Source organism: Roseateles rivi, assembly GCF_043555845.1.
In the GTDB taxonomy this organism is placed as follows: Bacteria; Pseudomonadota; Gammaproteobacteria; order Burkholderiales; family Burkholderiaceae_C; genus Roseateles; species Roseateles rivi.
In genome coordinates, this window is the sequence record NZ_JBIGHZ010000003.1 from 186,127 (window position 1) to 198,621 (window position 12,495).

The following is a 12,495-nucleotide window of genomic DNA, read 5'->3' on the forward strand; positions in this document are numbered from 1 at the left end:
AGGCGCGTTTACACGCCGTCAGAGACGCGCAGCACGCCCATGAGCGGGGGCAGTTGCGCCACCATCGAGACCAATTCCCGAATGCTCTCGGTGTTGGTCTTGGCGCGCACACTGGCGATTTGGGTGCGAACGGTGGAGATGGCCACACCGTGCTGCTCAGCAATTTCCCGCGGAGGCAGTCCTTCGCACAGTGCGATGAGCACTTGCAGCTCGGCCGAGGTCAGGTGGTACTCCCGCGCAAAGGCCTGGATGGGCAAAGCCCCGCACAGACGGCGCTTACCCAAAACCAGCATGGCCAGGCCCTGGTTATCAGTGACAGGGACAACAGAGATGGCAGTCCAATTGTCGCCACGCCCCAGGCAGATCAAGCGACGCAAGCCCCGAAACTGCGCGTCAGACACCGCTTGTTCAAGCCGCTGCTGGTCTGCCGCTTCTTCCAGCAGCAACCGCCCTTGCTGCATCTGCAGCGAGCCCGCCGACTTCAGCTGGGCGCGGGCCGCATAGTTGGCGTAGCAAACGCTCAAGCCATCGCCCACCACGCACAGACCCAAGTCAATTTCGTCCAGTGCGCCATGCCACCAGCGTTCGCTGCTGGAGCGACGCCTCTCGGGTCCTCCATAAAACCCGACGCGCCCACCAAACTCTGCTGCACGGGGTCTGCCCTGCACTCCATCCATAGCGGCCTCCACAAATCGCTTACCTGAACGCCAGACTTCGGTCGCTGGTTTTTGTGTGCGCTACGAAGTCCACCTGTGCGCATACTAGATGAAGCACAAGATCACCCACAAGACATGGCCCCGCTCACCAACGTTTTACAACCTGAGCTTTACAAATCATGTCCAGTTGTGTATTTGACTACAGGACAGGGGCTCCGGTCTTGCTTTGCAAGTATTCGCGCGTCACATCGGGGGCCAGAGCAACCAGCTTGAGCCCTTGGGGCGTCACGTCCAGCACACCCAAATCCGTGATGATGCGGTGCACCACGCCCACGCCGGTCAACGGCAGGGTGCATTGGGGCAGGATTTTGAGGTCCTCGCTGCCATCCTTTTTACGTGCCACATGCTCCATGAGCACGATCACCCGGGGCACGCCAGCCACCAAGTCCATGGCGCCGCCCATGCCCTTGACCATCTTGCCGGGAATCATCCAGTTGGCCAGATCGCCGCTTTGGCTGACCTGCATGGCGCCCAGGATGGAGATATTGATCTTGCCGCCGCGAATCATGGCAAAGCTGTCGTGGCTGCCAAAAATCGAAGAGCCGGGGATGGTGGTGACGGTTTGCTTGCCTGCGTTGATGAGGTCAGCGTCGACCTCGTCTTCGGTGGGGAATGGTCCCAGGCCCAGCATGCCGTTCTCGCTTTGCAGCCACACATCCATGTGTGCCGGGACATGGTTGGCCACCAAGGTGGGAATACCGATCCCGAGGTTGACGTAGAAGCCGTCTTGCAATTCTTCGGCGGCACGTGCCGCCATTTCGTCATGGGTCCATGGCATAGAAGTTCTCCTTGAAGTTTTGTCCGTCCGCGCTCAGCTCGCCGTGCGGGTGGTGCGCTTTTCAATGCGCTTTTCCGGAGTGGGGTTGTGCACGATGCGGTGCACATAAATGCCCGGAAGGTGGATGTGGTCGGGGTCGAGCTCGCCCAGCGGTACGATTTTTTCGACTTCCACAATCGTGGTCTTGCCAGCCATGGCCACGGCCGGGTTGAAGTTGCGCGCGGTGCGGCGAAACACCAAATTGCCTGAGGTGTCAGCAATATGCGCCTTGACCAGCGAGACCTCGGGCAGCAGCGCGCGCTCCATCACATAGAGCTGCCCGTCAAACTCACGCGTCTCCTTGCCTTCGGCCACCACGGTGCCCACGCCGGTGCGGGTGAAGAAGGCGGGAATGCCTGCCCCTCCAGCCCTCAGCTTTTCGGCCAATGTGCCTTGCGGCGTGAACTCCAGCTCCAACTCACCGGCCAGATATTGGCGCTCGAACTCCTTGTTCTCACCCACATAGCTGGAGATCATTTTTTTGATCTGCCGTGTCACCAACAACTGCCCCAAACCGAAATCATCGACACCGGCGTTGTTGGAAATGACCGTCAAATCACGCACTGCGCTGTCACGCAGCGCGGCAATCAAGGCCTCTGGAATGCCACACAGGCCAAAGCCGCCGACAGCCAGCAGTTGACCGTCGCGCACCACCCCTTTCAAGGCTTCGGCGGCGCTGGAATAGAGTTTGTTCATAGAGATCTCCGCTGATTTGCTTTCGGTCGTTAGCGTACTACTGAATTTCCCTAGAGAAGCCTCAGCGGATTCACGTAAGCTGCGTTGCGCGCAGCGAACACAAGTGAGGGAGGCCATCATCGATACGATGCTGTTAGACACTTTGCGCATTGACGACAAAGAACGCGTCGCGCCAAGTACCGTGCCCCGCTGGGTCTGGGGTGCAGGTCTTTTGGGCACTGCCGTGCTGGCGCTTGGCGCTTGGTGGTGGTGGGCAGGTGCTCAGCAGGTGCAGGTTCAAACCGCCACGGCACAGGCTGTGTCGGCACCCGGCAATGCAGCCCTGCTCCAAGCCACAGGCTATGTGACAGCAAGGCGCCAGGCCACTGTTTCGGCGCAAATCACCGGCACGCTCACCGAGGTGCTGATCGAAGAAGGCGTGTACGTCAAAAAGGGGCAAGTGCTTGCACGCCTGGATGACACCGGACTGCAGGCCACACTGGGCAGCGCTGAGGCCTCATGGCGCAGCGCTCAAGCCAATGTCGAGCAGTACCGCGCCCACTTGGCACAAGCCCAGGCCGATGCTCGTCGCGCTGAGGAACTGGCCACCAGCGGCATGGTGTCGCGCCAATCCACCGAGCAGGCCTCTACCGCCGTCAAAACAGCGGCCGCCCAGTTGCTGGCGGCACAGCGCCAGGTGGATGTTGCCGCGGCGCAATTGGCGCAAGCGCGTGTGAACTTCAACTACGCCACCTTGCGTGCGCCCTTTGATGGCGTGGTCACGGTCAAGGCTGCGCAGGTGGGTGAAATCATCTCGCCACTGTCGGCTGGTGGTGGTTTCACGCGCACCGGCGTGGGCACCATTGTTGACATGAATTCGCTGGAAGTGGATGTCGACGTGAACGAGACTTACATCGGCCAAGTCAAGGCGCAAATGCGCTGTGAGGCCGTGCTCGACGCCTACCCGGATTGGCGCATTCCCGCGCACGTGGTGGCCGTCATCCCCAGCGCCGACCGCGGCAAGGCCACGGTGAAAGTGCGCGTTGCCCTGGAGCAAAAAGACGCCCGCGTGGTGCCCGATATGGGTGTGCGCGTGAACTTCCTGCGCGACAAAGAGCCTGAGGCCGCGCCAGCCAAAGTCGGCGTACTGCTGCCGCCCGAAGCACTGATCGATGCCGACGGCAAGGCCAGCGTTTTCGTGCTTGGTGAAGGTGGGCGGGTCAGCCGTCGCCCTGTCACATTGGGCAGTGATATTGGCAAACAAAAGTGGGTGCGTGAGGGGCTCAAGCCCGGTGAAGTCGTGGTGGTTGCAGCACCCAAATCACTCAAAGACGGCGACGCCGTTGTTGCAAACAAGGAGGCCCCGTGAGCCCGTTGATTCAAATCCGTGATCTCGCCAAGTCCTATAAGCGTGGCAAGCAGGTGGTAGAGGTGCTGCATCAAGTTCACCTGGACGTGCAGCAGGGTGAATTCCTGGCCCTCATGGGCCCTTCGGGCTCGGGCAAAACCACACTGCTCAACCTCATCGGTGGACTGGACCGCCCCAGCAGCGGCAGCATTTTGGTGGGTGGGCAGCGCATCGACCAGCTCAGCAGCAACGCCTTGGCTCAGTGGCGCGCGGCCAATGTGGGTTATGTCTTTCAGTTCTACAACCTGATGCCGACCCTCTCGGCACAGCGCAATGTGGAGCTGCCACTGTTGCTGACCAAACTCTCGGGTGCCGAGCGGGCCAAGCGCGCCGCCATCGCTCTGGAGCTGGTGGGCTTGAAAGACCGCGCCTCACACAAGCCCACCGAACTCTCCGGCGGGCAGCAGCAGCGTGTCTCGATCGCGCGGGCCATCGTGTCCGACCCTGCCCTGCTGGTGTGCGACGAGCCCACAGGCGACTTGGACCGCCAGTCCGCCCAGGACGTACTGAACCTGCTGCAGGCCCTCAACAAGCAGCACGGCAAGACCATTGTCATGGTCACCCATGACCCCAAAGCTGCCAGCTGCGCCAGCCAGACTTTGTCGCTGGACAAGGGCGCGCTGGTTGAAACCCTTCATGCCTGATCGACGGCTCCGGCAAGGAGGCTTGCAATGAAATACCTGCATCTGATTTGGGCGGCCTTGTTTCGCCGCAAGCTGCGCACGCTGCTGACCTTGGTCTCCATCGTGACGGCCTTTTTGCTCTTCGGACTGCTGGATGCGGTGCGGGTGGGCTTTGACCAAGCCGGTCAGTCCTCGGCAGGCGCAACGCGGCTGCAAACCGCGTCCAAGCTGTCCTTCATCCAAACCCTGCCCATGGCTTTGCATCAGCGCATTGCTGGCGTCGAGGGCGTCAAGGAAGTGACCTACGCCAACTGGTTTGGCGGCGCGTACAAAGATCCGCACAACCAAGTGGTGAGCTTTGCCGTGGCGCCCAACTATCTGGACGTGTACCCAGAAATGCTGGTGTCCGCGCCGGAGCGCGCGGCCTTTGCTCAAGAGCGCACAGGTGCGCTGGTGGGCGAGAAGCTGGCCAAGCGCTTTGGCTGGAAGGTGGGCGATCAAATCCCCATGCAATCCACCATCTTCCCCGACCGCAACGGCAGTCAAAACTGGCAGTTCAAGATCGTCGGCTTGATCCGCTCGGCAGACACTCAGCGCTCGGGCTGGCATGACCAACTCTTCTTGCTGAACTGGAAGTACTTTGACGAAACCACGCCCTACAACCAGGGCAATGCGGGCTGGTTTGTGGCGCGCGTGAACAATGTGCAGCAAGCCGACAAAGTGGCCAAGGCCATCGATGCACTGGCCGCCAACTCAGACCACGAAACCCGCACGATGTCCGAGCAAGCGGCGATGTCGTCTTGGATCAAGCAGTTGGCCGACATCGGCTTGATCGTCAGCGCCATCATGGGTGCGGTGTTCTTCACGCTGCTGCTCTTGGCGGGAAACACCATGATGCAGGCCATACGCGAGCGCACCACCGAGATCGCCGTGCTCAAAACCATTGGCTTTGGTGACCGCAGCATCCTGGTGATGGTGCTGGTCGAATCCGTGCTGCTGCTGGGCTTGGGCGGTGCCATAGGCCTGGCCCTGGCCAGTGGCATGGCACCGGCCATCACGGCGGCCAGTGGCGGCACTGTCAACCTGCCTGCAGCGGGTCTGTCCAGCTGGGCTTTCGGGCTGGGTTTGGCGCTGGTGTTTGGCCTGCTGGTGGGCGCGCTGCCCGCACTCAACGCCATGCGCTTGAACGTGACTGACGCTTTGTCGGGGAGAGCCTGAAATGGCGGCTTTGAAATTTCTATTTACCCTGCTGGTGCTGGTGGCAGCGCTGGTGGCATGGATTGCCCTACCGTGGCAAGGAGCGCTTGTACTCTTGCTGCTGTTGGCCGCATGGCTGGGCCTGACCCGCAGCGGCGTGCAAGCCCGTTCGGTGGCCGGCATTGGACTGCGCACCCTGCCCCAGCGTCTGGGTTCGAGCGCGGTCATCGTCATGGGCATTGCCGGCGTGGTGGGCGTGCTTGTGGCCCTGCTGGCCATGGCCGAGGGCTATGGCCACACCGTGCGCCAGTCTGGCAGTGAGGACTCCGCCATCGTGCTGCGCGGGGGCTCTGCCGCTGAAGTCCAGTCCGTCCTGACACGCGACAGCCTCACGCAAATCGCGCAGGCCCAAGGCATAGCACGCTCGGCCAAAGGCGAGCCTTTGGTGTCCGAGGAAATCGTGGTGGCCGCCAATCTACCCATCAAGGGCAGAACGCAGGACGACGGCAGCGTTCAGATGCGCGGCATTGGTGAGATGGCCTATCAGGTCCGCCCGCATGTGCGCATCGTGCAAGGTCGGCATTTCCAGCCTGGGCTGACGGAACTGGTCGTCGGCCAGGGCGCTGCGCGTCAGTTCGCCGGGCTGACCCTGGGCAGCACGCTGCGCATGGGCAACCGTGAGTGGACGGTGGTGGGCGTGTTTGCCTCAGGCGACGCCATGGAGTCCGAGGTTTGGGCTGACGCTGAAATTGTGGCCAGCACCTACCGGCGCGGCAGCAGCCGCAACTCGGTCACGCTCAAGCTCGAGCGCCCCGAGTCTTTCAGCACTTTCAAGCAAGCCCTGGCCGCCAACCCACAACTCAAAGTCGATGCCTCCACCACCTTGGACTTTTACGCCAAGCAGTCTGAGCGCATGACCCAGATGCTGCGCATCATCGGCATCACCGTGGGCAGCATCATGGCCGTGGGCGCGGTGTTTGGTGCGCTCAACACCATGTTTGCGGCCGTCGCCAGCCGGGCTCGCGAGATCGCCACTTTGCGCGCCATTGGCTTTGGCGGAACGCCGGTAGTGACGGCGGTGCTGATCGAAACCATGCTGCTGGCCCTGCTGGGCGGCGCCATCGGTGGGGCCTTGAGCTATGTGCTCTTCAATGGCTTTGAGGCCTCAACCCTGTCTGCGGGCTCAGTCGGCAAGCTCAGCTTTGAGCTGCGCGTGTCGGCGGACCTGCTGTGGCAAGGGCTGAAATGGGCACTGGCCATCGGCATGATTGGCGGCTTGTTTCCCGCGCTGCGTGCGGCCACCTTGCCAGTGAGCACCGCACTGCGTGAGGCCTGATCCCCTTTCCATGGGCTCTTTGCGATTACCCTGCCTAATTCCCCTGAATTTCTGGGGCAAAATCCTTTGCGCCCGAGCCTGTTCGGGCTCAACCACACAGACCGACGAATGAACAAGACCGAACTGATTGAGCACCTGGCTGCCCAGCACGAACTGACCAAGGCCGAGGCTGGCCGCATTCTGGAGACCCTGCTGGACACCGTGGTCACCACCGTCAAAAAGGGTGGCGCTGTTTCCATCCCCGGCTTTGGCTCCTTCAAGCAGCACGCTCGTGCCGCTCGCACTGGCGTGAACCCCAGCACCGGCGAAAAGATCAAGATCGCTGCTGCCAAGCTGCCCAAGTTCGTGCCAGGCGCTGGCTTCAAGGCCGCTGTCGACCCCAAGGCCGCCGCTCGCAAGGCTGCCAAGGCTGAAGACAAGGCTGCCAAGCCTGCCGCCAAAAAGGCCAAGAAGTAAGACTTCTTAGCTCCAATATTTGGGGCTTTTGCCGGGCCCGTGCCATCATGGATGGTGCGGGCCTGTCTCATTTATGGGCCCTCGTGCCTGCTGTCATTGCCTGCCCTCATGTCCCCCGCTCGTGTGCTGTCGCTGGTTCCGCCCATGACCCAGCTCAACACCCCCTACCCGTCCACGGCCTACCTCACAGGCTTTTTGCGCCAGCACGGCTTTGAGGCGCATCAGCGCGACCTGGCCCTGACGCTGGTGTTGTCGCTGCTGTCTGTGCCAGGTCTGCAGGAGCTGCGCGCGCTGGCGCTGCAACAAGCCAGCACCACCACGCTGCCAGCGCAAGCCCAAACCTTCCTGACCCACTACGAGCGGCATGAGCAGTGCATCGCACGCGTCGTCGCCTTCTTGCAGGGGGACGACCCCACGCTGGCGCACCGCATCAACACGCGCAACTTCCTGCCCGAGGGCCAGCGCTTTGCCACGCTGGACCACTACCTGGGGGACGATGCCGATCCGCTGTACTGGGCTTTTGGCGCGCTGGGCTTGCAAGACCGTGCCCGGCATCTGGCGACGCTCTACCTCAACGACCTGGCCGATGTGCTGCGCGAAGTGGTGGACCCCCGCTTTGAGTTCGTTCGCTACGCCGAACGCCTGGCCACGGCGCAGCCGCATTTCGACGGGCTGGCCGAGGCACTGGCGGCACCGCCCCACCTCATCGACCGCAAGCTGGCAGAGCTGACGCTGCAGGCTCTGGAGCAAACCCAGCCCGATGTGGTGCTGCTGTCCGTGCCCTTCCCGGGCTCGGTGTATGGGGCCCTACGCATTGCCCAGACCATCAAGGCCAAACAGCCCGACACCCCGGTGGTGCTGGGGGGCGGCTTTGTCAACACAGAGCTGCGCGCCCTGAGCGAGCCGCGCTTGTTTGACTACGTGGACTACGTGACGCTGGACGCGGGCGAGCGCCCGCTGCTGGCCTTGCTGGAACACCTCGGGGGCAAGCGTTCACGCCAGCGCCTGGTGCGCACCTTCTGGCGTGACGAGCAACAGGCCGTGAAGTACACCAACTTCCACGAGCCCGATATCGCGTTCGAGGCCGTGGGCACGCCCACCTGGGATGGCCTGCCCACGCGCCAATACCTCAGCCTCTTGGACATGCTCAACCCCATGAACCGGCTGTGGAGCGACGGGCGCTGGAACAAGCTCACCGTGGCCCACGGCTGCTATTGGAAGAAGTGCAGCTTTTGCGATGTCAGCCTGGACTACATCGGTCGCTACGAAACCGCCAGCGCCACCACGCTGGTCGACCGCATTGAGGCCATCGTGGCTGAGACGGGCCAGACGGGCTTTCACTTCGTGGACGAAGCCGCTCCGCCCAAAGCCCTTAAAGCCTTGGCCGAGGAGCTGCTGCGCCGGCGCGTGAGCATCAGCTGGTGGGGCAATGTGCGCTTTGAAAAGACCTTCACGCCGCAGCTGTGCGAGTTGCTGGCACAAAGCGGCTGCATTGCCATCTCGGGGGGCTTGGAAGTGGCCTCAGACCGCCTGCTCAAACTCATGAACAAAGGCGTGAGCGTGGAGCAAGTGGCGCGCGTCACCAAGGCCTTTGCCGATGCGGGCGTGCTGGTGCATGCCTACCTGATGTACGGCTTCCCCACGCAGACCGTGCAGGACACCGTGGACGCGCTGGAATACGTGCGCCAGCTCTTTGAAAACGGCTGCGTGCATAGCGGCTTTTTCCACCGCTTTGCCTGCACGGTCCACAGCCCCGTGGGGCAGCGCCCGCAGGACTATGGCATCACGCTGCTGCCCCTGCCCGAAGGGCGTTTTGCGCAAAACGATGTGGGCTTTGTCGACCCCACCGGCACCGACCACGACGCCATGGGCCGTGCGCTCAAGAAGGGCATTTACAACTTCATGCACGGCATCGGTGTCGAGGAAGATGTGCGGCGCTGGTTTGACGTGCGCGTGCCCAAGCCCACGGTCAAGCGCGGGCATATAGCGCGCGCTTTGCAGCAAGGCTGAGCGCCGGCTCGGCGGCTCAGCCTGCAGCCGTGAGCGCAGCGACCTCCAGGCTGCCCGCCACGCGCCAGGCGCCAGCCAAGTCAGCGCTGAGCTGGCCGTGCTGCATCAAGCCGTGCACGTCCTGGGCCGCCCCCTCGCAGGAGGACCACCCCTGCGCGTGGCGCCAGCCTTCATCGTGGTAGGTGGCCCGGTAGCGTTCCCCGCTGTCGCAGAGCAAAGTGACCACCGAACCCTGCTCACCGGCCGCACGCATCTGCACCGCACAGGCCAGTGCCGCCAGCAAATTCGTGCCGGTGGATGGGCCCACCGGCCGCCCCAGGCGTTCGGACAGCGCCAGCATGGCCGCCACCGACCACGCATCTGGAAGCTTGACCATCGCGTCCAGCACCGAGGGCAGGAAGGAGGCTTCCACGCGCGGCCGCCCAATGCCTTCGATGCGCGAGCCCTGCGTCATGCACAGCGAAGGGTCGCGACTCAGGTAGTGGTCGAAAAACACCGAACGCTCGGCATCGGCGCCGCACACACGCGTGCCAAAGCCGCCGTAGCGCACGTAGCGCCCCATGGTGGCCAGCGTGCCGCCCGTGCCCGCGCTGCACACAATCCAGCTCGGCACCGGGTGGGGCTCGCGCTGCATCTGCGTGAAGATGGACTCGGCAATATTGTTGTTGCTGCGCCAGTCCGTGGCCCGTTCGGCGTAGGTGAACTGGTCCATGTAATGCCCGTCGAGCTCCTTGGCGAGCTGGCGCGAAACGGCATAGATCTGCGTCGGGTCGTCCACCAGGTGGCAGCGCCCGCCCTGGAACTCGATGGCGCGAATCTTCTCGGTCGACACGGTCGCAGGCATCACCGCCACAAAGGGCAGGCCCAACAGACGCGCGAAGTAGGCCTCTGACACTGCCGTGGAGCCGCTGGAGGACTCCACCACCGTCGAGCGTTCATGCAGCCAGCCATTGCACAAGGCATACAAAAACAGCGAGCGCGCCAGGCGATGCTTCAAGCTGCCCGTGGGGTGGCTGGATTCGTCCTTGAGGTAGAGCGAAATGCTCTCAAAACCCGGCAAGGGCAAGGCAATGAGGTGGGTGTCGGCTGAGCGTTGAAAATCAGCTTCGATGCGGCTCACCGCATCAATCATCCAACGCTGGCGCGCAGACGTGGCTTTCATAGAGTCGCTTCTCCCGAGCTGCACGCTGCAGCTCCACAGTTAGACATTGGGGCAATGCCTCAGCGCAAATGCGCCAGCAGCCAATCGGGCAGCGGTGCGGAGCGCTGGGTGGCCTTGTCCATCCACACCACGGTGGCGCCTCCCGCGGCGTAGATCACGCCGGGCTCGTCCAGGCGCTCCAGCGTCACCCAGGTTTCAAAACTGCTGCGACCGGGGTCGGACACATACTGCCGCGCCAACACATCGCCGGGGTAGCAGAGCTGCTTGTAGAAATTGCAAAAGGCGTTCACCACCACCGGGCCCTGGCCCTGCGGGTTGGGAGCCGCCTGCAACTGGGCCAGCCAATCCACCCGTGCCATCTCGATGTAGCGGAAATACACCGCGTTGTTCACATGGCCCATGGCGTCCATATCGCCCCAGCGAATCTGGATCCGGCAGTCATGCACCCACTTCTTTTCCTGTGGAAGCTCCAGCCTCATGGCGCCATATCCAGAGCACTGAGCAGGCGCGCCACTTGAGCTTTGAGCTCATCGAGCTCAGTGCGCAAAGCCTGCACTTCCTGCGCCAAAGGTGTATCGCCAGCGGCCACGGGCGCCGCGGCAGACGTCAGGGCCGGCGTGCCGCTGAGGCAGTGCGCCCAGCGCGCCTCGCGTGCGCCCGGTGCGCGTGGCAGCTTCACGGCCAGAGCGGGCTCGCGCGCGGCCAGCTCGTCCAGAAAGCCTTCGACCGAAGAGACATCGGCAAAGCGGTGCAGCCGCTCGCAGTTCAGGCGCAGTTCAGCCGCCGTCTGCGGGCCACGCAGCACCAGCACGGCCAGCACGGCCTCGGCTTGACCCGGCACCCCATAGCCGCGCCGCAAGTTGTGATCAAACCGCACCACACGGCTGCCGCTGACTTCGTTGACCAGACTCATCTCCTTGAGCCCCGCCAGCGCCTCCAGCACATCGGCCTCGCTGAGGTTCATCACGGGGTCGCGCGCCGTCTTCTGGTTGCAACCCAGCGTCAGGGTATTGAGCGACAGCGGGTAGCTGTCAGGCACCGTGTGCTGCTTTTCCACCAACACGGCCAGCACGCGCGCCTCTACGGCATCAAGCTCTCGAATCATCGAATCCTTCCTGAAAACTCACACTGCAAATCCATCGTCTGCCTGCAAAACGGCGCCGTTGATGAAGTGGCTTTCCTTGGCGCACAACATCAGCACGGCGGTGTCCAAGTCTTGCGCTTGGCCCACACGCTGGCGCGGCAGCATGGCAATCAGCTTGCGCCCCTGCTCGCTGCGCCAGTGGTGGTGGTTGATCTCGGTGTCGATATAGCCCGGGCACAAGGCGTTGACATTGATGCCATGGCGCCCCCACTCCAGGGCCATGGCGCGGGTCATCTGAATCACCGCAGCCTTGCTCATGCCATAGAGCCCAATCTGGCTCAGGGCCCGCATGCCCGCAACAGAAGCCACATTCACAATGCGCCCGCCGGTGAAGGTGCCAGGTGCTTCGCCGCTGGCACGCGCCAGCATGCGCTTGGCCACTTCCTGCGCCATAAAAAACGCACCGCGCAGATTGACGTTCATCACGAAGTCAAAGTCTTCTTGCGTGCTCTCCACCAGCTTGCGCGACAGCCCCACCCCGGCATTGTTGATGAGGATGTCCAGCGTGCCCACTTCGGTTTCGGCGTGTGCCACCGCAGCGCGAATGCTGTGCAGGTCTCGCACATCCAGCCCCACGACGTGCGCGTTGCCGCCCATGGACTCAATGTCTGCTCGCAGCGCTTTGAGCCTGTCGAGGCGGCGCCCCGCCAGCACCACACCGGCACCGGCCTGCGCCAACACCCGGGCAAACTGGGCGCCAAGCCCGCTTGATGCTCCGGTGACCAAGGCCACACGTCCCGACAAATCGATGCTGTAAGTCATGCAAACATCCTTGGTAGCCAGCCCTGCGGCGGCCGGGGGAACGCTGGCTTCGCCCCTCGAACACTGGCTTTCACGATATCACGCCACCTCCAGCGGAAAGTCCGCAAACGCGTCAACCGCCTGATCGGGTGGGTTGGCCTTGACAAATAGAACGACCGTGCTTTTTAAATATCACGTCCGCTAAAATTC

General features: G+C 62.9%; 13 protein-coding genes. 6 read left to right on the plus strand and 7 right to left on the minus strand.

The genetic code is table 11. From position 1 onward, the window contains the following. Positions 1-8 precede the first annotated feature (8 nt). The 3 genes from ACG0Z6_RS08195 to ACG0Z6_RS08205 all read right to left on the minus strand — a co-directional run bounded on the left by ACG0Z6_RS08195 (position 9) and on the right by ACG0Z6_RS08205 (position 2,229). Entirely contained in the window at positions 9-677 is a 669-nt protein-coding gene (locus ACG0Z6_RS08195) for a helix-turn-helix transcriptional regulator (protein ID WP_394460283.1), read from the minus strand. A gap of 178 nt (positions 678-855) precedes the next feature. Further along, positions 856-1,494: a 3-oxoacid CoA-transferase subunit B gene (locus ACG0Z6_RS08200; RefSeq protein ID WP_394460284.1), complete on the minus strand. Its 639-nt coding sequence runs from the start codon at positions 1,492-1,494 to the stop codon at positions 856-858. A 33-nt stretch (positions 1,495-1,527) separates the two neighbouring features. Beyond that, entirely contained in the window at positions 1,528-2,229 is a 702-nt protein-coding gene (locus tag ACG0Z6_RS08205; RefSeq protein WP_394460286.1) for a CoA transferase subunit A, read from the minus strand. Positions 2,230-2,356: 127 nt separating this feature from the next. Between ACG0Z6_RS08205 and ACG0Z6_RS08210 the strand changes: the two genes are divergently transcribed. From ACG0Z6_RS08210 to ACG0Z6_RS08235, 6 genes are all read left to right on the plus strand, one after another. Continuing rightward, positions 2,357-3,577, plus strand: coding sequence for an efflux RND transporter periplasmic adaptor subunit (locus ACG0Z6_RS08210; RefSeq protein WP_394460288.1), 1,221 nt, complete (start codon positions 2,357-2,359; stop codon positions 3,575-3,577). Further along, positions 3,574-4,260, plus strand: coding sequence for an ABC transporter ATP-binding protein (locus ACG0Z6_RS08215; protein ID WP_394460289.1), 687 nt, complete (start codon positions 3,574-3,576; stop codon positions 4,258-4,260). The genes ACG0Z6_RS08210 and ACG0Z6_RS08215 overlap by 4 nt, the downstream gene beginning before the upstream one ends. Positions 4,261-4,287: 27 nt before the next feature. After that, entirely contained in the window at positions 4,288-5,457 is a 1,170-nt protein-coding gene (locus ACG0Z6_RS08220) for an ABC transporter permease (RefSeq protein ID WP_394460290.1), read from the plus strand. 1 nt (position 5,458) lies between these two features. Continuing rightward, positions 5,459-6,772, plus strand: coding sequence for an ABC transporter permease (locus tag ACG0Z6_RS08225; RefSeq protein ID WP_394460292.1), 1,314 nt, complete (start codon positions 5,459-5,461; stop codon positions 6,770-6,772). A gap of 108 nt (positions 6,773-6,880) precedes the next feature. Further along, positions 6,881-7,228 (plus strand): HU family DNA-binding protein, encoded by a 348-nt coding sequence (locus tag ACG0Z6_RS08230; protein WP_394460293.1) that lies wholly within the window; start codon positions 6,881-6,883, stop codon positions 7,226-7,228. A 108-nt stretch (positions 7,229-7,336) separates the two neighbouring features. Beyond that, positions 7,337-9,238, plus strand: a complete 1,902-nt coding sequence (locus ACG0Z6_RS08235; protein WP_394460295.1) for a B12-binding domain-containing radical SAM protein — start codon at positions 7,337-7,339, stop codon at positions 9,236-9,238. 16 nt (positions 9,239-9,254) lie between these two features. Here the strand turns inward: ACG0Z6_RS08235 and ACG0Z6_RS08240 are convergent, their stop codons facing one another. The 4 genes from ACG0Z6_RS08240 to ACG0Z6_RS08255 are packed head-to-tail and all read right to left on the minus strand — an operon-like array spanning position 9,255 to position 12,306. Beyond that, positions 9,255-10,400 carry a PLP-dependent cysteine synthase family protein gene (locus tag ACG0Z6_RS08240; protein ID WP_394460296.1) on the minus strand — a complete coding sequence of 382 codons (1,146 nt, stop codon included), beginning with the start codon at positions 10,398-10,400 and terminating at the stop codon, positions 9,255-9,257. Between the two features lie 59 nt (positions 10,401-10,459). Next, a complete protein-coding gene (locus ACG0Z6_RS08245; protein ID WP_394460298.1) occupies positions 10,460-10,879 on the minus strand; it encodes an acyl-CoA thioesterase in 420 nt (139 codons plus the stop codon). Continuing rightward, on the minus strand, positions 10,876-11,505 hold the full coding sequence (locus ACG0Z6_RS08250; RefSeq protein WP_394460299.1) for a YceH family protein: 630 nt from the start codon (positions 11,503-11,505) through the stop codon (positions 10,876-10,878). The genes ACG0Z6_RS08245 and ACG0Z6_RS08250 overlap by 4 nt, the downstream gene beginning before the upstream one ends. A gap of 18 nt (positions 11,506-11,523) precedes the next feature. Beyond that, complete coding sequence (locus tag ACG0Z6_RS08255; protein ID WP_394460300.1) at positions 11,524-12,306, minus strand: SDR family oxidoreductase; 783 nt, start codon at positions 12,304-12,306, stop codon at positions 11,524-11,526. Between the last annotated feature and the right edge of the window lie 189 nt (positions 12,307-12,495).